Below are 24,930 nucleotides of genomic sequence, written 5' to 3' on the forward strand. Positions count from 1 at the left end.
GGGCAGCTCTTGTGCGGCAGGAGTCATCACGCGTGATTGGAGGGTCGACACGCGTGATTGAAGGGTCGACACGCTCAGGGCAGGGTGGCGCGGAGGGCGAGGATCATCTCGAAGCGGTCGTCCGGGGTGCGGAGGCTCTCGGCGAACAGGGTCTCCAGCTCCTGGGCGCGGGCGCGGACCGTCTGGGGGTGGATCGCGAGGCGGTCGGCGACCTCGCGGACGTTGCCGCACGTCTCCAGCCAGGCGAGCAACGTCCCCGCCAGGCGGTTGTACTGCTTCGGGGTCAACGCCGTCAGCGGGGCCAGGCGACGCCGGGATACCTCCGTCACCAGGAACGGCTCTTTGCGCAGCCACAACGTCGCGAGGTGGTCTTCGCACCAGGTCAGCGGCTCGTCCGGGAGGACCTCCGCCGCCACCAGCCGCAACGCCTCCTGCGCCGTCGCCAGCGAGCGGCCCGCCTGGCGTGGCGGGACCGGCGGCCCCACCGCCGCCCGGTGCCCGGCGAGGGCCGCGGCCAGCGCCCGCCGGTCGGCCGGGGCCGGCAGCAGCAGCCGCGGGGTGCCGTCTTCGAAGTCCTCCAACGCGGCCAGCCCGGTGACGTCGGCGGGGCCGTCGAGGGCCACCGCAACGAGCCGGTGCGGCAACGGCCACTCCGCCGCCGTCGCCGCTTCCTGCACCGTCCGGGACGGCGACGGCGGGTCCGCCAGCAGCAGGTCCAGCAACCGGCGCCGGCGCCGTTCCAGCGCGCCCGCCGCCCGCGCCTGGGCCGCCGCGTGCCCCTCGATCGACAATGCGGACAGCTCGTCGATGTAGGCGAAGATTGCCTCGGCCAGCAGGCACAGCGTCGCCGACGGGACGCCGGCCCGCGTCCCCACCTCGGCCATCCGCCGCCACGTCACCCGCGCGCCGACCCGGTACGCCGCCTGCAGGACGTCGAGGTTGCGGCCCTGCGCGAGCTCGTGCACGCCGAGCCCGACGAACACTTTGCGCCGCTCCTCCGGCAGCGGTCCCGACGCCGCGATCCGGTCGATGAACTGCAGGATCGCCGCCTGGACGCCGGCCCGCAGCGCCTTGCCGAACGTCCCGTCGAGGGGCCGCGCGTAGTCCGGGATGGTCCGCTGGATTTCGCGCAGCACCTCGTCGGCGACGTCCAGCAGCCGCGGCCGGAACACCGCCGCCAGCTCGCGGGGGAGCATCGCCCACAGCTGGCCCGGCCGGCCGTCGCCGCCGAGCATCGGTCCGAAGTTCGTTTCGACGGGCGGTCCCGTCATCGCCCACCCCATTGTGGAAGAGGAGTCAGGAACCGAGGAGTGCCTCCGCGCGCAGCGCGATCTCCATGTCGAGCCGGTCGTCGGCGTTGTTGAGCCGGTCGCCGAACAGATCGATGAGCTGGTGCATCCGGTACCGGACGGTCTGCGGGTGCACCTTCAGCTTCTTCGCGATTTCGGGGGCGCTGCCGCGGGACTGCAGCCAGATCAGCAGCGTCTCGCCGAGCCGCGCGCGCTGCTTCGGCGTGAGGTCTTGGAACGGCTGCAGGCTGCGCGCGCACAGCTCGCGGACCAGGAACTCGTCGGCGAGCAGCCAGAGCGTGGACAGGTGGTCGGTGCAGCGCGTCACCGGCGCGTCCGGCAGCACACCGCGCTGGACGAGCTTCAGCGTGCGACGCGCCCAGAGCAGCGAGCGCGGCGCGTCGGTGAGCCGCACGGTCGGGCCGATGACCGCGCGCCAGCCCGGCAGCCGCTCGGCGAGGTTCCTCAGGTGCTTCTCCGGCGCGCCGGTGACCAGGCACGGCTCACTGCCCTCGAGGTCCATGAGGACGTCGGAGTGCAGGTCCGGCGCGGCCAGGCTGTGCTGGTCGGCGCGTGGTTCGAGGGCGACGACGGTGACTTCGGCCGGCAGCGGCCACTGCGCCGTGGCGGCCTGCGCGGTGATGGTCTGCGGCGCGGACGGCGGGTCGGCGAGCAGCAGTTCCAGCAGCCGTCTCCGGCGCCGGGCGCGGGTGCCGGCCGCGCGCGTCTGCGCCGCGGTGTAGCCCTCGATCGAGAGCGCGGAGATCTCGTCGACGTAGGCGAAAATGGCTTCGGCGCTCGTGCAGAGCGTGTCCGCGGAGACGCCGGCGCTCTGCCCGAACTCGCTGATGTGCCGCCACGCGACCCGCCCGCCGACCCGGTAGGCGGTCTGCAGGCAGTCGAGGCTGCGGCCCTCGTTGAACTCGATCTTGCCGAGGTTGCGGAACACGGTCGTCCACGTCTCGAGCGGCACGGCACCGGGGGTGCCGACACTGTCGAGGCACTGGATGATCGACTGCCGGACACCCTGCGTGATGATGTGCCCGAACGCGCCCTCCAGCGGCTGGCGGTACTCGGGCACCGCCCGCTGCACCTCCTGCAGGATGGCGCGGGCGAGCGGGTCGACCCGCGGCTTGAAGCGGACCGCCAGCTCGCGGGGCAGCGACGCCCACAGCCCGATTGCGCCGGAAGCCCGGCCGGACCGGGGATCCGCCGGGGTGCGCGGGGCGGGCGGGTAGGCGGGGCGGGGCCGGTCGGCCGACACGGACTGCTGCCGGTAGGCCGGTCCGGGAATGCGCTCGCCGGGGTTCGGCCGTCCGGCCCGCAGGGCGGGGACGGTGACTCCGGTGTCCACGTCGGTCATGTATTTTATCCTTGCTGGCAACAAAATCGGCCTCGTCGGCGGGAACGCCGATCCGGTTTTTGTGGCTCAGGCAACATAATTTCGCGCGAACGGCACTGTCAACGGGTTGTCTGCTGACTTTGCGGTAACCCGTCCGGACTACACCCGAACGGGTGGAACGGCGCGAGAGGAGGTGACACTTCCGGCGCGTGCCGATGGTGCGCGCGTGACAACTTTTCAGAGGGGTGGCCGCTCGGCTGTCAGTCGCGTGACGACGTCGTCGAGCGTGAGCCGGGCGGGCGCGGTCTCGGTGAGGAACTCGTTGAGCAGGGCGCAGAAGCGATCCGGCTCGGCCACGTGCGGAAAGTGTTTCACGTTTTCCAGAACGGTCAAGCTGCTGTCCGGCAGCAGTGCGGCCGTCCGGCGGCCGTGCGCCACCGGGATGAGCGGGTCGCGCGCGCCCCAGACCAGCAGCACCGGCATGGCTTCGGCGAGGTAGAGCTTGTCGACGGCGCTCGCGCGCTGGCCGCGCAGGTCGATCAGGCTGCGCGCGATGAACAGGAACGCCCGCCGCCGCGCGGGGTCGGCCAGCGAGCCGAAATGCCGGGCCAGTTCCCGGGTTTCGGGCTTGAGCGACCCGCCCAACCGGCGTCCGAGCCGCGCTGCGGCCCGGGCGATCGCGAGGGTCACGCGGTTGACGGCGATGGCCATTGTGGCCGGTGCGCCCGGCAGCGCGGCGGCCCGCAGCACCGGGCTGACCTCCGGCCCGAGGCCGGCGCTGCCCACCAGGACGAGGCGGTCGCACATCTCCGGGAATTGGTAGGCGAACTGCAGCGCGATGCCCCCGCCGAGCGAGTGCCCGACGATCGTCGCGTGCTTGACGCCGGACACCGCCAGGACGTCCCGCACGGTGCTCGCCATCGCGCCGAGGCCGTAGTCGGCTCTGGGTGCCTCGGATTCGCCGTGGCCGGGCAGGTCGAGCGCCAGCACGCGGCGGCCATCGCAGCGGGCCAGCACCGGCGCCCAGGTCTCGGCGCTGCCGGCGATCCCGTGCAGCAGCACGACCGCTTCGTCACCGGAATGTGCGGGCGGCAGGTGCTCGTGCAGCCGGATGCGGCGGCCGTGCAGGGTGAGGGTCTTGACGGTCATGGGCGGCCTTTCTCGCGGACCCGAAATTAGGGCATCCGACTGCTGCCGCGGATGTGGTGAACGCCACCACCGGAGAATCACGGACGGCCATGACAAGAACGTTTGCGAAAAAGCGGCGGCGGGTGCGGGTTTTCGCGACGTCACCGGGAATGCGTATCGACATTCCGCCGGTATCCGGTAATCCTCGAAGGCATGGTCGCAATGACGCACCGGACGCGCTGATGTCCTGCCGCGCGAGTTTCCTTTTCGGTCCTCATGGCCCACGGCCCGCTTGGCCGGGACGCCGCCCGTGGCGGCGGGTGCTGCCGATGCCGGTGCGCACGTTGGACCGCCTGCTCAAGGCGCAGGGGCACGGCCCGGGCGGCCTGGCGTGGCTCGGTGAGCGGTGCGCCCCGGCGCCGACGTCCTGAGCTGCGGATTTCCACCCGGCGAGCAGTGTGGTCAGGCTTCCGGAGGCCGGTGGGCGCGCATCAGCCGCTGCGCCCGCAACGCCAGCTGCATGCCCAAGCGGTCGTCGGCGTCCTTCAGCCGGTCGCCGAACAGCTCCTCCAGCTGGCGCAAGCGGTTGCGGACCGTCTGCGGGTGCACCCCCAGCCGCTGGGCGATCTCCGGCGCGCCCCCGCGTGTCTCCAGCCAGGCCAGCAGGGTCTCGCTCAGCCTGTCGCGCTGCTTCTCGCTCAGCGACGCGAACGGGTCCAGGCTCTGCCGGGCCAGCTCGGCCGCCAGGAAGTCCTCGGCCAGGAGCCAGAGCGTCGCCAGGTGGTCGCGGCACCAGATGATCGGGCCGGGGACGTCCGGGCTGGACAGCAGCAGCGCCCGCCGGGCCGTGCGCAGGGCTGCCGGGGCGTCGGCGAGGGGGACCGTCGGGGAGACCGCCGCGCGCCAGCCGTCCAGCTTCACCGCCAGGGGGGCCAGGTCGGCATCCGGGTCGCTGGTCAGGAGGTACGGCTCGGGCCCTTCGAGGTCGGCGAGGACGCCGTCGCCGAGCAGGTCCGCCGGGAAGTCCGCCGCGTCGGGGCCGCGCTCGAGGGCCACCATCGCCGCCGTCTCCGGGAGGGGCCAGCCCGCTCCGCCCGCCAGGCCCGCGATGCTGCTCGCCGAGCCTTCCGGGGCGCCCGCGATCAGCTCCAGCAGCCGTTTCCGCCGGACCGGGACCGCACCCTCGGCCTCGGCCTGCGCCTGCTGGTACCCCTCGATCGCGGTGGCGCACAGCTCGTCGACGTAGGCGAAGATGGCCTCCGCGGCGACCGAGATGACGGCCGGGTCGACGCCGGCCGCGACCACCCCCGGGTGCATCGCGCGCCAGGCGACCCGGGCCCCGATCGTGGCGCTGTCCTGCAGCGCGTCGAGGTTGCGGCCCTCGGTGAACTCGATCCGGCCGCGGCCGCGGTAGAACTCGATCCAGTGCTCGTGGTCCAGCGCCGGCTCGCCCATCGAGTCGACGCAGTGCTGCACCGCGAACTCGACGCTCTTCACCAGGACCTTGCCGAACACCCCCTTGAGCGGCTGCCCGTAGGCCGGCACCGTGCGCTGCACCTCCTGGATCATCGAGGCCGCCGCGTGCCCGACGTGCGGGCGCAGGCCCGTCCCGAGCGCGCGCGGCAGCGAAGCCAGCAGGCGAAAGCTGCGGTACTCGACCACCAATCCCCCTTCGAGTGCGAGTGTGCGCCGAGCGTATCCGACGCATGTGTCACTGAAAAATCAACGACCGGCTCCCGGAAAGGGTGACGCTCACACATCCTTTTGACACGGACGGGTGCGCGTTCTACGCTCCGTGTCAGTATTTCCGAGGAGCCATTTCCCAGTGGAGGACTGAATTCCCCATGCGCGGTTCCGCTGCCTCGGACAGTTCCGTGTGGTCCCGGCTGCCGCACGAGCTCGGTGACGCGGTGCGCCCGCGCATCCCGGAGATCGCCCGGGCCTGCGTCGACGCCATCGCCGCCGAGATTCCGGAATATTCCCGGAGATTCGCCGACGGCCCCGGCCGCGCGACCGCGATCGAGCTGGCGCGCCGCGGGATCGAGCGGGACGTCGGCCGCGTCGGCACGCCCGCGCTGTGGCAAGCCGACCGCCTGGCCGGCTTCCGCGGCCACGGGCGCGACGCGTTCCACAGTGGCCTCAGCCGCGAAGCCGTGCAGGCGGCCGTGCGCGTGTCGAGCCGGGTCACCTGGAGGTGGATCGCCGACATCGCCCGGGAAGCGGGGCTGTCCAGCGACGTCCTGTACGGCGCCGCCGAGGGGATGTTCGCCGACGTCGAGACGTCGATGGCGGCCGTCGCGGAGGGGTACAGCGCGGCCGAGGCGGCGGTGTCGGGCACGGGCGAACGGCACCGCCGGCTGCTGCGCGCGTTGCTCGGCGGCCGCACGCCGGCCGAAGTGGACGGTCTGATCGCGGTGTCCGGGCTGCCGGTGCCCGAGCGGGTGGCGGCGGTGGCGTTCCGAGCGTTGCCGGGCGCCCCGGAGTTCCCGCCCGGCCTGCTCCCGGAGCACGTCCCGGCGGACCCGGCCGGCGACCCGCCGGCGGCCCTGACCCCGGCCCCGGACGTCGACCTGATCGGCTTGACGGCCCTGCCCCCGGGCTGGACGGCGGCGGTCGGCCCCCTGGTCCCGCCGTCGGACGCGCCCGAGTCGTTCCGCATCGCCCGCCGGGCGGTGGACCTGGCCGCCCGGGGGTTGCTGGACGCGCCGGGCCCGGTGATCTGGTGCCGCGACCACGTGACGACGCTGTTGTTGCTCGCGGACGAGTTCCTGGTCGGCCAGCTGGCGTCGACGACGCTCGAGCCCCTGGCGGGACTGCCCGAGCGGCGGCGTGAGCAGCTGGCGGAGACGCTGCTGGCGCTGGTCCGGACCCGCGGGAGCGCGCCCGAGCTGGGCCGGCTGCTCGACCTGCACCCGCAGACGGTCCGCGCCCGGCTGAAGAAGCTGGGCGAGCTGTTCGGCGAGCGCCTGGACGACCCGGCCGAGCGCCTGCGGCTGGAGCTGGCGTTGCTGGCGGAACGGGCCCTGCCGGACCTCGGCTGACGGGCCGGCCTCGTACCTGGCCGGACGACACGCGTACCTGGGCGGACGACACGCGTGATTGGGGGGTCGACACGCGTGATTGGGGGGTCGACACGCGTGATTGGGGGGTCGACACGGGAATGGCCTGGTTCGGCTGGGCCGGATTGGCTCGTGGCTGGGGGCCGGGGTCGCTTTAGGGTGGCCGGTATGACCGGATTGCTTACCGAGCGGCTGCGCCAAGCCTCCGAGAACGCCGTCGCCATGTGGAGCACTCTGGCCCGCGCGCGGGGGGACCGCGTCGAAGACCACGCCGGTTTCACCGTCGTCGACGGGCGCCGGTTCCGGATCATGCTGCGGACCGCGACGCCCGGCGACGCCGCCGTCGAGGAGCTGAGCGCGCTCGCCGAGGCGAGGCGGGCCGAGGGGCGGGCCGTCGTCGTCGAAGATCCCTTCCGGACCCTTGACCTGACCCCTCTCGGGATGACCGCCGGGCACCTGCCCGTGATGGCCCGCGAGCCCGGGTCCGCCCTGGAAACCGACGGCGTCGAGCGCATCCGGACCGCCTCCGACCTGGTCGGAGCCGAAGACCTGATCGTCCGCGGGTTCCCGCTGGAGGAATACCAGCCCCACCGCCCCGGCAGCGTCTTCCCGGCCGTTCTTCTGCAACAGGCCACCGCCTTCTTCCGCAAGGACGGCCAGGGCGCCTGCCTCACCATGGCCCACGGCGGCGTCGGCGGCGTCTACTGGGTGACCACCCTGCCCGAACACCGCTCCCAGGGGGTCGGGCGCGCGCTGGTGCACGCCGTCCTACGGCACTTCGAGGGCCTGCCCGTCACGCTGACCGCCTCGCGGTCCGGGCGGCCCCTCTACGAGAAGCTGGGCTTCACCGACCTCGGTGACGCGAACTGGTGGCGCTGACGGGAACACCCACCGCCGGTAGCCGAACCAGCGGAACGCCGTCCCCGCCAGGGTGCCGAGCAGCATCCCGGCGACGAAGTCCGCGACCTCCTGCGTCCAGTAGCCGACGTGCGGCACCGACAGGTGCAGCACGTACCGCGACACCAGCGCCGGCACCAGGTTCACCGCCACCGCGCCCGCGTTGACCGCGAAGAACAGGGTCGCCTCCCGCAGCCGCCCGTGGCCGCCGCGGGAGGCGAACGACCAGCGGCGGGACAGCAGGTACGCGAACGCCGTCGAGACGATCGTGGCGATCGCGAGGGCCGTCACCGGCTTCTCACGGCACACGGTGAGCTTCAGGCTGTAGTCGCCCAGTAGGGTGACCGCGTACGCGGCCAAGCCGACGACCGCGAAGCGGAACAGCGCTTGCATGGTTCCTCCAGGTGACGCCGAACGGGTGGAGGTTTTCGATGGCACGCACAGGCGGTGAGGGCGAGCTCCCCTCGGTCGCCGAGCTGGTGAACCTTTCGCAGACGAAGCCGCTGATGATCCGCGGTGAACTCGACGCGAAGCTCGCCGAAGAAGCGGCGGCCACCGAACCCGATCCCACCCCGGATCCGCTGGCCATCCTCGACGCCGAGCTGGCCGCGGACGACGCCGAAGACAGCCGCCCGCAGGAGGCGCCGCCCGCCGACCGGACCCGCCGCGCGAAGCCGTACGTCCTCGCCGCGGGCGCGGCCGTCGGGCTCGGGCTGGCCGCCGTCGTGCTGCTCCAGCCGCACCAGGTGGGCGGGACCGCCGTGCCGCCGCCCGGCGCGCCCGCCCCGGTCGTGCCGCCGCCGACCTCCAGCGAAGCCGTCGAGACGATGAGCGCCTCGGCCGCGCCGCCGCCGCTCACCGCCGAGGTCCGGCACAGCACGGCCGAGACCACCAGCGCGCCGGCCGGTGCCGGGCGCAAGCCCGCACGCGCCGACGCGCCGACGCCGACCTCGGGGTCGCCGGAAGACCAGTGGCGCGAGTACGTCAGCTCGGTGATGAGCTCGTGGCAGCAGCAGCACCCCCGCGGCGGCCGGAACCGCTGATCAGCAGCTCGCCGGGGCCGGCTTCCCGGCGATCCGGTCCTTCACGAAGGCCAGGACGTCGGCGTTGCCGGTGTAGACCAGCGTGATGTGGTCGGTGTCGTAGGTCTTCCAGGTCTCATGGACGCCGGCCGCGCAGTACGCCTTGTGCAGGCTGTCGGCCTGCGCGAACTGCACCAGCTGGTCGCCGGTCGCGTGGTAGAGGAACACCGGCACCCGCGGCGGGGTCCCGCCCAGCTTGTTCTCGTTCAGCCGCGCCACCCACGCGGGCTTGATGTAGCCCGGGCCGGTCGTGTAGTCCGCGATCTTCTGGTTCGCGTACGTCGTGAGCAGCTCGAACGTGCACGCGCTCTGCTTCATCTCGGCCAGCTTCGCCCGGCCGTTGTCGCTGAGGAACGAGTCGAGCTGCAGCTCGGGATACGCCTGGTCGAGGCCGAGCAGCGCGTAGGCGAAGACGCCGAAGCCGAACTTGCCGTCGAGCTGCAGCGTCACCTGGACCAGCTCGGCCGGCACCCCACCGGCCGCGATGCCGACGAGGTTCAGCTCCGGCGCGTACGTCGGCTGCAGCTCGCCCGCCCACGCCGCGGCCCCGCCACCCTGCGAATATCCGCGGAAGACGACCTTCGCCGACGCCGACAGCCCGGCCGCGCCGAGCCGCTGGGCCGCGCGGACCGCGTCGATCACCGCGGGCCCCTCGGACCGGCCCACGACGTACGTCGTCTTCGGGGCCGGCTGGTAGCCCTCGTAGTCCGGGACGGCGACGGCGTACCCCGCGTCGAGCAGGTCGTCGAGGCCGGGCTGCTCGTAGAAGGCGCCGATGTCGATCATCTTCGACGGCGTGCAGGCGAACGCCGGGCCGTGCGTGCCCGGGGCGAACGCGACGATCGGCGCCGTCGCGCGGTCGGCGGTCTTCGGCACCAGGACCGTGCCGGTGACGGCGTCGGGCTGCCCGAGCGCGTTCGTCGACAGGTACATCACCTGCCAGGCGTCGACCGACGCGTGCCGGGGGCCGGCGTTCGACGGCCGCCACCGGATGACGTCCCCCGGTTTGCCCGCCGGCAACGGGGACGGCGGCACGTAGAACGCGTCGTCGGCCGGGGCGGGCGCGGCGGCGGCCACCGCCGGTGCGGAGACCGTGGCCAGCACCAGTGCCACCAGCGTGGCGAGCACGCGGCGGGCGGTCACGCGCCGGTCCCGTAGACGCGCTTGCAGGTCCCGGACTCGCTGAAGGCCAGGTTCAGCTCGGGGTTCGCCTTGAGGTCCTTGATCGGGCCCTCCGGGTCGGCCAGCTGCCCCATGGTCGAGTCCGCCTCGGCGATGACCTTGCGCAGGCTGGGCTGGTCGGTCACCTTCGCCTGCGCCATCTTGGTCTTCGTCTCGGCGAGCTTGGTCTTCGTCTCGGTGAGGTTGCCGGTGGCCTTGTCCACAACGGACTGTCCATCCGGGACGGGCGGAACACCGGCGCCGCGCAGGCCGCCCGCCATGTCGTCGAGGGCCGAGCCCAGGCGCCCCAGGAAGTCCACCATCGCGTCCCGGGTCTTCACCGGGTCGGCTTCGTCGACAGCGGGCGGCTGGGAGAGCTTCGCCGAGCCCGCGGCCACGCCGGTGCACACCTTGTCGACCCAGGCGAGCGCCGCGGGGTCGGCGTGCCGGCCCGGGTCGGGCGGGGTGTCCGAAGCGCACGCGGCGCACGACAGAACCGCGGCCGCCGACATCACGAGCACCGCGCTGTGCATTCTTTTCATGGGTTTCGAAGCTACGCGTCGCGGAACTGGGCGGGCAAGAAGAGAATGGGTGGTTGGCACGTGCGTCAACATTCCGGAGCCCGGATTTGTCACCCGCGTCAGCGATTCGAAGGTGCCGCTGGGCTGGGTAAACCTTCCCTGGCCTGCTAGGAAACCGGGTGGTCTGACGTGCCGGTGTGACAATTTGCGGTGTCCGTGTGGCCTTTTTACCGAAAACCCTTGATCGGCGCCGCAGGCGCTCGTTAGCTTACGGTCCGGCCGCGATTACGTGAAACGCGCCGCCGTTTCGTATCACTGTTGATACACGGAAGGACCATCGTGAGTCACCCAAGAGGCAAGAAGAAGACGGTCGCGGCCGCCGCGGCCGCGGGTGCGGTCGGGCTCATCGCCACCGCGCTCGTGGTCGGTGCCCAGGCCAGCGCCGCCGACCCGATTTCGCTGACGCTGAACTACCACTGCACCTTCCCGCTGGTGGGTTCCCAGTCGCTGAAGGTGGTGATCAACACCGACCTGCCGACCACGGTGAACACCGGGCAGCCGACCGGCGCGTTCGACATCAAGGCCGTGTCCACCATCAACGCGGACACCGTCAGCGGCCTGAGCCTGATCGGCGCCACCACGCTGGAAGGCACCGCCACGGCCAGCGCGACCGTCGCCGCGCCGAGCCTCAACCTGCCGGTCAGCGTGCCGATCACGCTGGACAAGACGAACATCCCGGCGTCCGGTGAGATGAACATCAACGCGGCCGGCAAGACGCCGTCGCTGACGTTCACCCAGGCCGGCCAGGCGAAGATCACCGTGGGCGACCTGAACCTCAAGGTCACCCCGCGCAAGGCCGACGGGTCGGTCACCGGCATCACGCCGGACGGCACGATCGACGCGCCCTGCACGCAGGACAGCGGCCAGAACAACACCCTGGCCACGATCACCATCAACGGCGGTGGCGGGCCGACCACGACCCCGCCCACCACGACCCCGCCGGTCACCACGCCGCCGACGACCACGCCGCCGGTGACGACCCCGCCCACCACCACGCCGCCGGGCGGGGGCATCAAGTACTCGTTCGGCATCACCGGCCAGACCGCGCTGAAGTCGCTCGGCAGCACCGCGCCGATCACCGGTTCGTTCGACGCCGACGTCAACCTGTCGGCCAAGACGTTCACCGGCAGCCTGCAGCTGAACCCGACGCACACCGACTTCAAGCTGTTCGGCTTCCTGCAGGGCAGCTCGGACGTCAAGGTCGTGCAGAACGGCCCGCAGACCGGCGAGCTGGTGGGCACCGGCTTCAAGGCGCACATCAAGTTCGACACCTTCCTCACCACGGTCAACCTGTTCGGCATCCCGATCAGCACCGACCCGAAGTGCGGCACGGTCAGCTCCTCGACCAGCGAGATGACCACCGGTCCCGACTTCGACCTGCTCAAGGGCGGCAAGCTGTCGGGCACGTACTCGCTGTCCGCGCTGCAGAACTGCGGGGCGTTCAACGACATCATCAGCGCCTTCGCCAAGAGCGACGGCAACTCGCTGAACCTCACCCTCGCCAAGAAGTGACCTGATCTGCCGGCCCTCGCCGCGCGCCGACCGTGCCGCGGCGGGGGCCGGTGCCACACCCGGAACACTCGAGGAAGGGATCGCCCGTGCGGATCGCCCGGTCGTTGCTCGCCGCCTGCGTGATCGCCTGCGCCGTCGCCACGCCCGCTTCGGCGTCGACGCCGATCGACAAGAAGCTGAACTTCACCTGCCCGTTCCCGCTGATCGGCCTGCAGCAGCTGGCGGTGGAGGTCAAGGCCGCGTTCGAAGTGCCGACCGCACCGGGTGGCACGTTCACGACGAGCGACCTCGCGGTCTCGGTGACCGTGCCCGACAAGTCCGCCCGCGGGCTGGCCCTGGTCGGCGCGGCGAGCATCGAAGGGACGGCGTCCGCAGGGGTGACGCTGACCAACGGCCCGCTGACGCTGCCGCTGAGCCTCCCGCTGACGGTGGCGAAGACCGCGGTGCCGCCGTCGGGGGCGTTCACCACGCAGGCGTCCGGTTCGGTCCCGCCGGTCCAGCTGCCGAACGCGGGCAGGACGACGCTGACGATCGGCGGCTTCAGCGCCCGGCTGACGCCGAAGAAGGCGGACGGCTCCTACACCGGGCTGGGTTCGTTCACCTCCGACTGCACGCTCGACCCAGGCCAGGACCCGGTGCTGCTCGGCTTCGACCTGGGGTCTTCGCGCGAATACCGCGTGACCGGCTCGACGACGCTGCCGGCCCTCGGGGCGACCGCGCCGCTCACCGGGTCGTTCGCGGTACCGGCGTTCAGCCCGGCGTTCGACCGGACCCGGGCGGAGTTCAAGGTGTTCGGGTTCGTGCCCGGGACAGCCGACCTCCAGTTCAGCCCGGACGGCCCGCAAACCGGCGAGATCACCGGTGACGGCTTCGTCGCGCACGCGAAGCTGGCGCTGGCGTTGCCCCGCGTGACGTTGTTCGGGCTGCCGGTCGCGGACGCCGGGTGCCGGGCGAGCGCTCCGATCCCGGTCGACCTGAAGACGGGCACCGGGTTCGCGCTCGCGTCGGGCGGGCCGGTGAGCGGGCAGTACGCCATCCCGCCGCTGACCGGCTGCGGCACGTTCACGGAGTACCTCAGCTCGCTGGTCCGAAGTGACAGCAACACGTTCGCCGTCACGTTGACCGCGCGCTGACTGCCGCTCACCTTCCGCGCGTATACCTGGGGGAATGCGCCGAACCACTGTGGGTATCCTGGTCGTTGTCACGCTGCTCGCCACCGCCGCGCCCGGGGAGGCGGCCGGCCTGAGCCGGGACCCGGTGGCGGTGCTCTACGACCGGGACCACGCGTTGCACGTCCTCAACGCCGGCGCGACCGACGACGAGCTGACGCTGCGGACGCAGGCGCTGGCGTCGAGCGCGTGGGCGTTCTTCCGGGGCACTTCGCCGCTCTACTACCGCGACCTGGGGGAACTGCCGCCGTCGGCCTACGCCACCGCGGGCGGGGACGTGTGGCTGACCGGTGACGCGCACCTGGAGAACACCGGCGCCGACCGCGGGGCCGACAACGAAGAGCAGTTCGCGCTGAACGACACCGACGACGCCTGGCGCGGTTCGTGGACGTGGGAGCTGCGCCGCGAAGCCGTGTCGATCGTCCTCGCCGGCCGGGCGGACGGCCGCGGTGCGAGCCAGATCGCCACCGACGTCGACACCTTCGTCGCCGAGTACGCGCAGTGGATCGCCAAGTTCCACGGGACCGGTGACGAGGCGAGCTGGCGGCTGACCTCGGGCAACACCTCCGACCTCGTCGGGGACCTGATCGACGAGGCCGCGGGGGACAAGCGGGCCGACCTGATCGCGAAGTGGACCACCGGCGGCCACTTCAAGAGCGATCCGCAGCTGCCGGCGGTGTCCGCGGCGACCCGCACCCAGGTCGTCAACGCGATCGCGGCCTACCGGACGACCGCGGGGCGGCCGCTCAAGGCATCCGAAGCCGTCGTCAAGGACGTGCGGCGGCGGACCGGCGCGGGCACCGGCAGCCTCGGCCGCTTCCGCTGGTACGTGCTCGTCGAGGGCGACACGACGGCGAATTCCGACGACCGGATCCTGGAGGTCAAGCAGGAGGTCGACCCGGCGCCCCGGCAGCTCGCGCCGAACGCCACCACCCTCACCGGCGGGCAGCGGCCGGCGCTGGCCCTGCGCTGGCTCGCCGGCCAGTCGGACCCGCTGGCCGGCTGGGCGAGCGTCGGCGGCACGCCGGTGCTGGTCAAGGAGAAGTCCCCGTTCGCCGAAGACCTGGAGATCGGCGACCTGACGACGTCGGCGATCTGGGACGACACCGTCCGCGACGTCGCCCGCCTGCTCGCCGCGGCGCACTCGCGCGCCGACCAGGACATCGCCGGCACCGGGGTGACGTACTCGGCCGACGCGGCGATCGACGGCGCGATCACGTCCGTCTCCGGGCTGCAGGCCGAGACGCGGGCCTTCGCGACGAGCTACGCCGACCAGGTCACCCGCGACTGGCAGGCGTACGTGACCGCGAAGAACAGCGGGCGGCCGCTCTTCTGAGGCGTCCCGCGAGGCGGTGTCCGGCTGTCACCCGAACCGTTATCCACCAGGTGTCACACGGAGGTGCTATAAAACGCTACCCCGGTGGGACCGGTTTCGCGGCCGTAGGCGGCCGCCGCCGGTGCCGCTAGGGTTGATCGTCTGGATGTGCTGGCTCAAGAGCAGCCGAACGGGAGACGCCGGTGACCGCCGCGCTCGACTCATCGTGGGATCCCCGCACGCGCCTGCGGGTGCTCCTGATCGAGGACGACGACGGCGACGCCCTGCTGGTCGAAGAGATGCTGGCGGACACGAACGTGCCGTACGTGCTCGAACGCGTCGAGACGCTCTCCGCCGCGCTCAACGGCCCGCTCACCGCCGACTGCGTCGTGCTCGACCTCCAGCTGCCCGACGCGATGGGCCTGAGCGGGCTGACCAAGCTCGGGCAGCACGCCCCCGGGGTCGCGGTGGTCGTCCTGACCGGGCAGCACGACCAGGCCACCGGCGTCGCCGCGGTCGCCGCCGGCGCGCAGGACTACCTCGTCAAGGACCAGGTCGACGGTCCGCTGCTGGTCAAGGCACTGCGGTTCGCCCGCGAACGCAAGCGCGCCGAGCAGGTCGAGCAGCAGTTCCTCCAGCAGCAGCTGCTCGCGCGGGAGAACGCGCGGCTCGAACGCGGCCTGCTGCCCAGCCCGCTGCTGCGCGATCCCCACCTCGACCTGGCCGCCCGCTACCGGCCCGGCCGCAACGGGTCCCTGCTGGGCGGCGACTTCTACGACGCCATCGAGCTCGACGACGGCACCGTGCACATGATGATCGGCGACGTCTGCGGCCACGGCCCGGACGAGGCCGCGCTCGGCGTCGCCCTGCGGATCGCGTGGCGCTCGCTGGTGATGGCCGGCCTGCCGATGCCCGACGTGCTGAGCATGGTCGAGCGGGTCCTGGTGCACGAGCGGATCGAGCCGCTGTTCGCCACCGTCTGCATGGTCGTCGTCGCGCCGGACCGAAGATCCCTGCGCCTGTCGCTGGCCGGGCACCTGCCGCCGCTGCTGCTCACCCCCGGCGACGGGCACCTGCTCTCCGGCGAGCGCCTCGGCGTCCCGCTCGGCGTCGTCGAGGGCGCCAAGTGGGACGCGCTGGAAGTGCCCCTGGAGCCCGGGTGGTCCCTGATGCTGTACACCGACGGCGTGTTCGAGGGCCGCGTCGGCGCCGGGTCCGAACGGCTGGGCCACGAGCGGATGGCCGCGCTGGTGCTCGACATCAAGCGCGGCACCGGGCTGGACAGTCACGCGCTGCTCGACGAGCTGATCGCCCGCGCCGAACGGCTCAACTCCGGCCCGCTCGACGACGACGTCGCTCTTGCCCTGCTCAGCCACGACCCGGAAGCCGAGGCCGATGAGCGCTGACGTACGCGGCTGGCCCATCCGCCGCCGGCTGGCGGTGCTCGCCGCCGCCGAGACCGTGCTGCTGGTGGCCGCGCTGATCGCGGCCGGGATCGCGTTGCACAACCTGACCGAGGCCCGGACCCGCCTGCTCGACGTGATCGCGCCACAGCGCCTCGCCGCGACCCAGCTGTCGACCGCCCTGCTGAACCAGGAAAGCGGGGTCCGCGGCTACCAGCTCGGCCGGCAGCCGGCCTTCCTGGTGCCCTACACGGACGGGATGCGGTCGCAGGCCGACGCGGTGAGGCAGCTGCGGCAGCTCGGCGCGACCCCGGGCACGCAGATCGGCGACGACCTCGACGCCGTGCTGCGGGCGGCCACCGCCTGGCAGGACGCGGCCGCGCCGACCATCGCGCCCACCGCGCCGCCGGTCACCGTGGACCAGGTCGAGCGCGGCCGGACGCTGTTCATCGAGGTCCGCACGGCCCTCGACACCCAGCTCGACCACCTGGCCGCGCTCCGCGACACCGGCCGCGGCGACCTCGACGCGGCGGCGAACTTCCTGAACGCGATGTTCGTGGCCGTCGCCGTGCTCGTCCTGCTGCTGTTCGCGTTCCTGTTCTTCGGCCTGCGGCAGGTCGTCACCCGGCCGATCCTCCGGCTGGCCGGGCAGGTCCGCCGGGTCGCCGACGCCGACGTCCACAGCCCGGTGCGGGGGAGCGGACCGCGGGAGATCGCCCAGCTCGGCGCGGACGTCGAGGCGATGCGGCAGCGCATCCTCGACGAGGTGGCCGAGCTCGAGCAGGCGCACGCGCTGCTGGACCGGCGCACGCGCGAGGCGGAAGAGTCCAACGCCATGCTGGACCGGCGCACCCGCGAGCTGGAGCGGTCCAACGCCGACCTCGAGCAGTTCGCCTACGTCGCTTCGCACGACCTGCAGGAACCGCTGCGGAAGGTGGCGAGCTTCTGCCAGCTGCTCCAGCGGCGCTACCAGGGCCTGCTCGACGAGCGCGGCGAGCAGTACATCGAGTACGCCGTCGACGGCGCGAAGCGGATGCAGGTGCTGATCAACGACCTGCTGGCCTTCTCGCGAGTCGGCCGCAAACCGGGCGAGCACGTCGTGGCCGACGCGGGTGCGCTGGCCGACGACGCGATCGCCAACCTCGAGGTGGCGTTGTCGCTGAGCGGCGGCAAGGTCAGCCGCGGCGAGCTGCCCGAGGTGCGCGTCGAGCCGGCGCTGATGACGGCGGTGTTCCAGAACCTCATCGGCAACGCGCTGAAGTTCAAGGGCGAGACGCCGCCGGAGGTCCGGGTCAGCGCCGAGCGCGACGGCGACGACTGGGTGTTTTCGGTGTCGGACAACGGGATCGGCATCGACCCCGAGTACGCCGAACGAGTGTTCGCGCTGTTCCAGCGGCTGCACACGCGGTCGGCGTACCCGGGTACCGGGATCGGCCTGGCCCTGTGCCGCCGGATCGTCGAGTACCACGGCGGCCGGATCTGGCTCGACACCGAAGCCGCGGACACCACCTTCCGCTTCACCCTGCCCGCCGCCGCCGAGGAAGGGGGCACCGCGTGACGCAGCAGCCCGCCCCGATCGACATCCTGCTCGTCGAGGACGACCCGGGTGACGTCCTGATGACCAGGGAAGCCTTCGCGCACCACAAGATCCGCAACCCGCTGCACGTCGCCGAGGACGGCGTCGAAGCGCTGCGGTTCCTCAAGCGCGAAGGGCCGTTCGGCGAGGCGCCGCGGCCGGGGCTGATCCTGCTCGACCTCAACCTGCCCCGCAAGGACGGCCGGGAGCTGCTCGGCGACATCAAGCAGGACCCGGGCCTGCGCACGATCCCGGTGGTCGTGCTGACCACGTCCGAAGCGGAGGAGGACATCCTGCGCAGCTACGAGCTGCACGCCAACGCCTACGTCACCAAGCCGGTCGACTTCGAGAAGTTCGTCGAAGTGGTCCGGAAGATCGACGATTTCTGGGTCACCGTGGTGAAGCTCCCGCACCGGTAGCCGTTTGGCGGGGAGTGCGGCACGATGGGAGGCCGTGACCCCTTCGACGCCGGACCTGCCCGCCACCGAGCTGGCGGTGACGCTCGACTGGCGGGGCCGAGCCGCGGTGCTGGCCGTGGCGGGGGAGATCGACCTGGTCAGCGCGCCGGAGTTCGGGGAAGTCGTCGACGTGGTGCTGGCCCGCGGGCCGGAGAAGCTGGTGGTCGATCTGCGTGAAGTGACGTTCTTCTGCTCGGCGGGGCTGCAGGTGCTCGCGGCGGCCCACCGCAGGCTGGCCGAGCGCGCGTTGTGCGTGGTGAGCGATTCCCCGGTGACGTCGGGCCCGTTGAAGACGACCGGGCTCGACACGTGGATCGGCGTCCACCCGACCGTCGACGAAGCACTCGCATGACCCCGCAACCGTTCCGCTGCCACGACGTCCCGGCGGCGCCCGGTGCCCTCCGCAGCCTGCGGCACGACCTGATGGCGTGGGTGCTGGCGGCGGGCGTCGACGAGGCCCGGGCCGGCGACATCGTGCTGGCCAGTTACGAGGCACTGGCGAACGTGGCCGACCACGCCTACGACGGTTCGGGCGACGGGCTCGTGGACGTCGACGCCACGCTGCTGCCCGGCCGGCTCGAGGTGGTGATCACCGACCACGGGCAGTGGCGGACCCCGGTGCCGGACACCCGCCAGGTTTCGCTGCGCGGCCGGGGATTGCTGCTGCTGCGGGCGAGCGCCGACCGCGCGGACATCACGTCCGGCGATTCCGGCACGGTCGTCACCCTGACCTGGGACCTCGACGCGGTGCCCGACGTGGGCTGAAGGCCACCCCGGGGTTTCCGGGGTGGCCTTCAGCGGCTACTTGACGACGGCTCCGGTCTTCGGGTCGAGCGTCACCTTCCGGGCCTGCGGCCACCAGAAGTCGAACATCCCGTTGAGCGGATTCGCGCGCGTGTCGAACGACGCGTCACCGATCCGGCCGGTGAACCAGTTGTCCTCGATGAACTTCAGCACCGAGGTCTGGTCGGTCAGCGTGTGGTCGACGTGGTTCACCTTGCTGTACGGCGAAACCACCAGCAGCGGCAGGCGCGGGCCGTAGCCGCAGCGGTCGGCGTACTTGCCCACCGTCGTCGCCTTGCCCGTGCAGACCGCCTGGTCCTGCGATGCGTCGTGCGAGCCGTTGAGGATCGGCGACTTCTGGTGGTCGTACCAGCCGTCGGAGTCGTCGTAGGCCAGCACGATCGCCGTCGACTTCCAGTCCGGGGACTGCTGGATCTTGTTGATCTCGCTCACCACGAACTGCTGCTCGTCCAGCGGGTCCGAGTAGCCCGCGTGGCCGTCCTGGTACTGCGGGGCCTTCAGGAAGCTCACCGCGGGCATCGAACCGGCCTTGAGCGAGTCGTTGAAGTCGGAGATGTCGTACTGGTGGTTCGCGCGGTCGGTCTGGCCGATCGCCTGCACCGAGGACGGCGGGAGGTGCTTCGGGTTCGCCGTCGACGGGTAGTACTGGAACGGCTCGTGGTGCGGGCTGTAGTCGACGACCGCGTTGCCGCCGATGTTCGTGTGGGTCTGGCCGCACACCGCGTACCCGTTGGCCGTGCCGGTCGGGCGGAAGCCGCCCTGGAACCAGCCCCACGTGACGTGGCGCTGGTTGAGCAGGTCACCGATGTTGCGGCCGTGCATGGTGGCCAGGTTGTCCTTGCTCGTGTGGTTCTTGCCCGAGCAGTCGTCCCACGCCGGGTCCGGGTCGTTGATCATCGTGCCGATGCCGCTGGAGTCCGGCGACTGCACGGCGTAGGCGTCGCTGACCGGCTCGTGCGTCACCGGGTCGACGGCCTGGACACCGTGGGTGTTGCCGGAGATCAGGTCGATCGCGCCCGGGCTGGACGGGCCGAACACCGTGTTGAACGAGTTGTCGTTCAGCGCGTAGTGCTGGGCGTAGTTCCACATGCCGGTGACGGTGTTGCCGTCGTAGTAGTCCATGACCAGGCCGGGTTCACCGAACAGGATCGGCTGCCCGGTGCACTTGTCGGTCTCGGTCTTCTCGACGAACTTGTCCATCTTGCCGCCGTTGAAGGCGGCCTGCTCGGCGCCGTAGTTGTGGTTCTGGTCGCAGGTCAGCGCCTGCTGGGGCGTGAGCCGCTTCGGGTTGTAGGCGTTCGGGTTGTCGGTCAGCAGCTTCTTGTCGAGGCCGTTGACCTTCGGGGTGCCGTGCGCGGCGGTGAACGGGGTGCCGTCCGTGTTGGCCGCGTCCGGGTAGGTGCCGAAGTAGTGGTCGAACGAGATGTTCTCGCCGAAGATGACGACGACGTGCTTGATCGGCGTCGACGTCGGGATCCAGTGCGCGGGGAACAGGTTCAGCGGCTGGGCGTCCGCGGTGGTCGCCGCGGAGCCGGTGACGACGGCCAGCGCGGCCACCGAGGCGAGGGCCCCGGCACCGAGCAGGCCGCGTCGTCGCCGTCGGGTCTTTCTGTCCACAGGGGATTCCTTTCGTGGTGGGGTTGGGCTCGTCAGGTGAGCAGGGAACGCCCGAAGTGGTCGTCCGGGCCGGTGACGCCCGGCAGCGCGAAGAAGTAGCCGCCGCCGAACGGGGAGATGTAGTCGGTCAGGGGTTCGTCGGCCAGCCGCGTCTGGACCGCCTCGAACTGGCGCTCGAGGTCCTGCTGGTAGCAGACGAAGAGGAGGCCCATGTCCAGGTTGCCGTTGCTGTCGACGCCGCGGTCGTAGTTCACCGCGCGGCGCAGGATCCGGCTGCGGTCGGTCTCCGGCGTGCGCGGGTTCGCCTTCCGGATGTGGCTGGTCAGCGGGATGACGGTGCCGACGGGGTCGTCGGAGTACCGGGGGACCTCGGTCTCCTGCGTGCCGTCGAGCGGGGCACCGGTGTCACGGCGGCGGCCGAACATGTTCTCCTGCTCGGCCAGGGAGACCCGGTCCCAGAATTCGACGAGCATCCGGATCAGCCGGACGACCTGGTAGCTGCCGCCGGCGGTCCACGCGGGCTCGCCTTGTGTCCACACCAGACCGTCTATTTCGGACTCGGTGGGATTGGCCGTGCCGTCCTTGAAGCCCATCAGGTTGCGGGGCGTGCCGTCCGGGCGCGGCGGCGAGGTGAAGCCGTTGAGCTTCCAGCGCAGCTGCATGCCACCGCGGGTGGCGCGGGCGATGTCCCGCAGCGCGTGCAGGACGGTGTCGGTGTCGTTCGCGGACAGGACGAGGCTGAGGTCGCCGTGGCACTGGGCGGGATCGAGGGCGTCGTTCGGGAACGTCGTCATCGGCTTCAGCTTGGCGGGCTTGAGGTTCGCCAGGCCGTACCGGTCGTCGAAGAGGCTCGCGCCGACGCCGAGGACGACGCCGAGATCGCTGCCGGGCACCACGGGCCCGAGCACGCCGGAATCGGCGGGCGGAGCGGTGATCCCGAGCGCGGCGGGCGCCCCGCCGGCGGTGAGGAACCGCGCCCGCTCGGTGATGGCGCGGAACAGATCGGTGAGTTCGGCCTTGGACTCGGCAACGGCATCGAACGAGGCGACGACGGTCTGGGCCGGCGGCTTGCGGAGGATGGCGGCCTGGTGGGGCCCGTGGAAGGGCACGGGCGAGCTGCCCTCGGTGACGGTCGCGGAGGAGGCGCCCAGCCCGGCCCCGGCGGCCACGGTGAGGCCCGCGCCCATGGCGGCCCGGCGCAGGAAGGACCGGCGGGGGAGGCCGGTTCCGGGGCCGTGAGGCGTGCCCGCGGTCCGGTTTTCGCGAGGCAGGTCGGTCACGAGACCCTCCTGGGCTCGGCGATCGTGGTGTGGCGGAGGGGGGTTCGGTGAGCGGTGCCGGTTGCGGTGGTGTGGTGCGGCGAGTTCGTCACGAGACCCTCCTCGGCTCGGCGATCGTGGTGCGGTGGAGGGGGGGTTCGGTGAGCGGAGCCGGTCGCGGTGGTGTGGTGCGGCGAGTTCGTCACGAGACCCTCCTGGGCTCGGCGATCGTGGTGTAGCGGAGGGGGTTCGGTGAGCGGAGCCGGTCGCGGTGGTGTGGTGCGGCGAGTTCGTCACGAGACCCTCCTCGGCTCGGCGATCGCCGCGATCGGGGCCAGTAGTTCCGTCAGCTCGCTCACGTCCGCGTTGAGCTTCTGCCGCTGCTCCCGGCCCAGGTCGGCCGGGCGGAGCCAGGTGCCGTCCGGGCGGCGGGCCGCGTCCAGTGCCTTCTGCGTGCGGTCCAGCCAGCTGTCCACCTTGGACAGTTCCGGGTACCTCGGCGCGAGCAGCGGCCGCAGGACGTCGAGGACCGCGCGGGTGCCGTCGAGGTTCGCGCGGGCCGTGGCCAGGTTCGTGCCGCTGCCGTAGTCGGTGCGGCCGGTCAGTTCGAACTGCAGCGTGTTCTCCATGATCTCGTGCGCGCGCAGCCCGAGGTCGTTCCCGTCGACCTGGCTGTCGGCGAAGGACGTCTGCAACGCGTGGGCGTCGGTGTCGAGCTGGTCGGCGACGGCGCCGAGCGCGCCCAGGTCCTCGCCGTGCCAAAGGCCCTGCTCCAGGCGGTGGAAGCCGGTGAAACCCGGGTCGGCCGGGCCGTTCGGCAGGCCGTCGGCCGTGCCGTTGAGAGCGCCGTCGGAGTCGCCGAACGCGTCGTAGGCCGCGCCCAGCCGCTCGTACGTCAGGTGGGCCGTCAGCCACGCCGCCCGGCTCGCCGCGCGGTCGCCGCCGTGCACGGTGTTCTTCAGCGCGCCCGTGTTCGCGACCAGCTCGCCCAAACCCGTCCGGACGTGCTGCTGGTAGGCCTTGAGCGGCCCGAGCAGGTCGTCGTGCGTCACCGGCGCGACGCCCGGCCCGGTCCGCTCGGCGCCGCCGGTGATCCACACGGCCGGCCCGACGATCGCGCCCGCGTCCTCGGGCAGGCAGCGGAACGCGTAGCTGCCGTTGCCCAGGTTCACCTGCAACGGCCGGGTCGTCGCCGCGCCGAGGCCCTCGACCTCGCCGTAGATCACGCCGGTCGCCGGGTCGATCAGGTCGACCTCGGCGGTCACCGACCCGGTGTTGTGCAGGCGGAACGTCTGCGGCCCCGGCTTCGGATCCGTCCAGCCGGTGCCGCACGACGAGCGCGAGACGGCGATCTCGGGATCGACGGCGGCCGCGCTGTCCGGCCAGAACGCCACGACGGCGCCCGCCGCGGCGGCCACGACCACGGCCACCACGATCCAGCGGGTACGCACTGACCCCGGCACGCGCACTCTCCCGTCACTCGATCGGACCATCACCGGTCACGGATTATGCGAGCCTAACGCCCGGAAAACCGAACCGGATCCGATCGAAAGAGGGAAGTTCACCCGGACTTCAGCCGGCCGAACACAAAAGAGGGAGGATTCAGACGTATTGCTGTGCCAGATCTGTCTTGTTCGCGATGTTCGACCGGTTTGGCCAGGTCACGGAAGCGGAGAGCCGGTCTCCAACAGTGTCTTCAAGCTGGACAGCAGCGCGGGCCAGCCCTGGCTGCACATCTCCAACGTCGTGCTGCCGTCGTCGAAACCGTCGTGGAGCACGGTCAGCTTCACCATTTCCCCGTGCGGTTCCAAGGTGAACGTGACTTTGGACCGGCTTTCCCGCTGCAATTTCGCGAGCGTTTCTTCGTCGACGCCGTTCGCTTTCGCCCAATCCGCCGTGAACGTGTGCCAGGTGTAGGACAGCCGTCGATGGGGTTCCGATTCGAGGACGACCTGTTCGGCGTCGCTGGTTTTCGCGCCGCGCTCGGACCACGTCATCGACGAGCCCGTTTTCCAGTCGGTTTCGAAGGAGACGCCCCAGTACTGGCTCGTGAACGCCGGATCGGTAAGCGCTTGCCAGAGCTTCTCCGGCGTCGTGTTGATGTAGGTGGTGTACGCGAAATCGTTCATCGGTGCGGACTCCAGTGCTCGTTTGAGATCGGCCAGCGCGCCGGCCCGCCGCCGGTCGTAGCGGGTCATCCAGCGCTCGGCGATCGCGTTGATCGGCGCGGCGTCGAGGTGGTGCAGCTTTTCGCGGCCGCGCCAGGTGGTGGTGATCAGCCCGGCCGCTTCGAGCACGGCCAGGTGCTTGCTCACCGACTGGCGGGCCATGTCCAGCCCCGCGCACAGCTCGCGCAGGGTCTGGCCGTTGCGCTCATTGAGCACGTCCAGCAGCTGGCGGCGGCTGGGGTCGGCCAGCGCCTTGAAGACCTCGTCCATCGCACCTTCCCGGTGACATGCAGCCATTCGGCTGCCTTTCGACGATAGGCAGCCGGACGGGTGCATGTCAACCGGGGGTCAGCGGAAGCGGATCACCGTGATGCTCGCGAGGACGAAGAAGACGAGGACGACCAGCGTGCCGGTCTGCCCGCCGGACGAGCGGGTCACCACCTGGTCGACGGCGCCGGTCAGCCGCACCCCGCACTCCGCGATCACGGTGTGCCGCCCGGCCTCGATGCGGGTGAACTCGACCGGCGCGGTGAAGGCGCCGGAGCCGTCGGTGAAGGCGGTGCCGACCTCGGTGCCGTCCGACACGAGGGTCACCATCCGGCTCGGCCGGCAGCCCTTCCCGGACGCCGAGAGCGGCTCGCCGGCCTTGATGCTCGGCCGGTCGAGCACGAGTTCACCGGGCTTCGGAGCGGTGCTGGACGTCGTGGGGGTGCCGGGCGTGACCGGCGGGGTGGTGGTCGGCGGGGTGGTCGTGGTGGTCGGCGGCGTGGTGGTGGCGGGGGTGGCCGGGGTCGTGGTGGTGCCGGGCCGCGTCGGCCGCGTGGTGACCGGCGGGGGCGGCGTGGTCGTCACCGGCGGCGGGGGCGTGGTGGTGGTGACCCCGGTGACGACGAAGGTGCCGCTGGCGGTCTGCTTCTGGCTCGTGCAGGTCGCGGTCACCGTGTAGGAGCCCGGCTTCGCGTCGGACGGGACGGCGGTGGCGAACTGCCCGCTGGTCGCCGGGGCCACTTTCTGGCCGAGCGTCGAGCCTGCCCAGAAGAAATTGATGATCCGGCAGGTCGGGAAACCGTTCCAGGAAATGGTGAAGGAACTGCCCGCCGGGCCGGTCGA

The 24,930-nt window shown here is 71.7% G+C and carries 24 protein-coding genes; 12 read left to right on the forward strand and 12 right to left on the reverse strand.

The genetic code is table 11. The features are described from left to right. Positions 1–74: 74 nt before the first annotated feature. The 4 genes from H5965_RS01145 to H5965_RS01160 form a co-directional block, all read right to left on the reverse strand. A complete protein-coding gene (locus H5965_RS01145; RefSeq protein ID WP_310967242.1) occupies positions 75–1,271 on the reverse strand; it encodes a helix-turn-helix domain-containing protein in 1,197 nt (398 codons plus the stop codon). 25 nt (positions 1,272–1,296) lie between these two features. Further along, entirely contained in the window at positions 1,297–2,652 is a 1,356-nt protein-coding gene (locus H5965_RS01150; protein WP_310967244.1) for a helix-turn-helix domain-containing protein, read from the reverse strand. Positions 2,653–2,868: 216 nt separating this feature from the next. After that, entirely contained in the window at positions 2,869–3,780 is a 912-nt protein-coding gene (locus H5965_RS01155) for an alpha/beta fold hydrolase (RefSeq protein ID WP_310967245.1), read from the reverse strand. Positions 3,781–4,221: 441 nt separating this feature from the next. Continuing rightward, a complete protein-coding gene (locus tag H5965_RS01160; RefSeq protein ID WP_396136849.1) occupies positions 4,222–5,424 on the reverse strand; it encodes a PucR family transcriptional regulator in 1,203 nt (400 codons plus the stop codon). A gap of 179 nt (positions 5,425–5,603) precedes the next feature. Between H5965_RS01160 and H5965_RS01165 the strand changes: the two genes are divergently transcribed. Both H5965_RS01165 and H5965_RS01170 read left to right on the forward strand, forming a co-directional pair. Beyond that, positions 5,604–6,800, forward strand: a complete 1,197-nt coding sequence (locus H5965_RS01165; protein WP_310967248.1) for a helix-turn-helix domain-containing protein — start codon at positions 5,604–5,606, stop codon at positions 6,798–6,800. A gap of 186 nt (positions 6,801–6,986) precedes the next feature. Next, positions 6,987–7,697, forward strand: coding sequence for a GNAT family N-acetyltransferase (locus H5965_RS01170; RefSeq protein WP_310967249.1), 711 nt, complete (start codon positions 6,987–6,989; stop codon positions 7,695–7,697). On the opposite strand, the gene H5965_RS01175 is transcribed toward H5965_RS01170, so the two are convergent. Next, on the reverse strand, positions 7,587–8,108 hold the full coding sequence (locus H5965_RS01175; protein WP_310967250.1) for a GtrA family protein: 522 nt from the start codon (positions 8,106–8,108) through the stop codon (positions 7,587–7,589). The two genes, H5965_RS01170 and H5965_RS01175, sit on opposite strands and share 111 nt — an antisense overlap. A gap of 38 nt (positions 8,109–8,146) precedes the next feature. On the opposite strand from H5965_RS01175, the gene H5965_RS01180 reads away from it, so the two are divergent. Further along, on the forward strand, positions 8,147–8,758 hold the full coding sequence (locus tag H5965_RS01180; protein WP_310967251.1) for a hypothetical protein: 612 nt from the start codon (positions 8,147–8,149) through the stop codon (positions 8,756–8,758). On the opposite strand, the gene H5965_RS01185 is transcribed toward H5965_RS01180, so the two are convergent. Further along, positions 8,759–9,940, reverse strand: a complete 1,182-nt coding sequence (locus tag H5965_RS01185; protein ID WP_310967253.1) for a lipase family protein — start codon at positions 9,938–9,940, stop codon at positions 8,759–8,761. Further along, entirely contained in the window at positions 9,937–10,500 is a 564-nt protein-coding gene (locus tag H5965_RS01190) for a hypothetical protein (RefSeq protein WP_310967254.1), read from the reverse strand. Before H5965_RS01190 ends, H5965_RS01185 begins: the two co-directional genes overlap by 4 nt. Positions 10,501–10,818: 318 nt before the next feature. Between H5965_RS01190 and H5965_RS01195 the strand changes: the two genes are divergently transcribed. From H5965_RS01195 to H5965_RS01230, 8 genes are all read left to right on the forward strand, one after another. After that, the gene (locus tag H5965_RS01195) at positions 10,819–12,051 is read left to right on the forward strand and encodes a DUF6801 domain-containing protein (protein WP_310967255.1); all 1,233 of its coding nucleotides are present in this window, start codon (positions 10,819–10,821) and stop codon (positions 12,049–12,051) included. A gap of 86 nt (positions 12,052–12,137) precedes the next feature. Next, positions 12,138–13,184, forward strand: a complete 1,047-nt coding sequence (locus tag H5965_RS01200) for a DUF6801 domain-containing protein (protein ID WP_310967256.1) — start codon at positions 12,138–12,140, stop codon at positions 13,182–13,184. A gap of 34 nt (positions 13,185–13,218) precedes the next feature. Further along, positions 13,219–14,556 carry a DUF2252 family protein gene (locus H5965_RS01205; protein ID WP_310967257.1) on the forward strand — a complete coding sequence of 446 codons (1,338 nt, stop codon included), beginning with the start codon at positions 13,219–13,221 and terminating at the stop codon, positions 14,554–14,556. A gap of 182 nt (positions 14,557–14,738) precedes the next feature. After that, positions 14,739–15,941 carry a SpoIIE family protein phosphatase gene (locus tag H5965_RS01210; protein ID WP_310967258.1) on the forward strand — a complete coding sequence of 401 codons (1,203 nt, stop codon included), beginning with the start codon at positions 14,739–14,741 and terminating at the stop codon, positions 15,939–15,941. Next, positions 15,931–17,496, forward strand: a complete 1,566-nt coding sequence (locus tag H5965_RS01215; protein WP_310967260.1) for an ATP-binding protein — start codon at positions 15,931–15,933, stop codon at positions 17,494–17,496. Before H5965_RS01210 ends, H5965_RS01215 begins: the two co-directional genes overlap by 11 nt. Next, positions 17,493–17,933: a response regulator gene (locus tag H5965_RS01220; RefSeq protein ID WP_310967261.1), complete on the forward strand. Its 441-nt coding sequence runs from the start codon at positions 17,493–17,495 to the stop codon at positions 17,931–17,933. Before H5965_RS01215 ends, H5965_RS01220 begins: the two co-directional genes overlap by 4 nt. Positions 17,934–17,967: 34 nt before the next feature. Continuing rightward, a complete protein-coding gene (locus H5965_RS01225; RefSeq protein WP_310967262.1) occupies positions 17,968–18,324 on the forward strand; it encodes an STAS domain-containing protein in 357 nt (118 codons plus the stop codon). Then, entirely contained in the window at positions 18,321–18,737 is a 417-nt protein-coding gene (locus H5965_RS01230; RefSeq protein WP_310967263.1) for an ATP-binding protein, read from the forward strand. Before H5965_RS01225 ends, H5965_RS01230 begins: the two co-directional genes overlap by 4 nt. A 36-nt stretch (positions 18,738–18,773) precedes the next feature. On the opposite strand, the gene H5965_RS01235 is transcribed toward H5965_RS01230, so the two are convergent. The 5 genes from H5965_RS01235 to H5965_RS01255 all read right to left on the reverse strand — a co-directional run bounded on the left by H5965_RS01235 (position 18,774) and on the right by H5965_RS01255 (position 24,489). Continuing rightward, positions 18,774–20,393 (reverse strand): alkaline phosphatase family protein, encoded by a 1,620-nt coding sequence (locus H5965_RS01235; RefSeq protein ID WP_310967265.1) that lies wholly within the window; start codon positions 20,391–20,393, stop codon positions 18,774–18,776. A gap of 32 nt (positions 20,394–20,425) precedes the next feature. After that, a complete protein-coding gene (locus H5965_RS01240; RefSeq protein WP_310968460.1) occupies positions 20,426–21,580 on the reverse strand; it encodes a Dyp-type peroxidase in 1,155 nt (384 codons plus the stop codon). Between the two features lie 365 nt (positions 21,581–21,945). After that, positions 21,946–23,103 (reverse strand): EfeM/EfeO family lipoprotein, encoded by a 1,158-nt coding sequence (locus H5965_RS01245; protein WP_310968461.1) that lies wholly within the window; start codon positions 23,101–23,103, stop codon positions 21,946–21,948. Positions 23,104–23,313: 210 nt separating this feature from the next. Then, complete coding sequence (locus H5965_RS01250) at positions 23,314–24,090, reverse strand: metalloregulator ArsR/SmtB family transcription factor (RefSeq protein ID WP_310967267.1); 777 nt, start codon at positions 24,088–24,090, stop codon at positions 23,314–23,316. A 78-nt stretch (positions 24,091–24,168) separates the two neighbouring features. Then, positions 24,169–24,489, reverse strand: a complete 321-nt coding sequence (locus tag H5965_RS01255) for a hypothetical protein (RefSeq protein WP_310967271.1) — start codon at positions 24,487–24,489, stop codon at positions 24,169–24,171. Positions 24,490–24,511: 22 nt separating this feature from the next. Between H5965_RS01255 and H5965_RS01260 the strand changes: the two genes are divergently transcribed. Then, a complete protein-coding gene (locus H5965_RS01260; protein WP_310967273.1) occupies positions 24,512–24,766 on the forward strand; it encodes a hypothetical protein in 255 nt (84 codons plus the stop codon). Positions 24,767–24,930 lie beyond the last annotated feature (164 nt).

The organism is Amycolatopsis sp. 505, assembly GCF_031625235.1.
Classification (GTDB): domain Bacteria; phylum Actinomycetota; class Actinomycetes; order Mycobacteriales; family Pseudonocardiaceae; genus Amycolatopsis.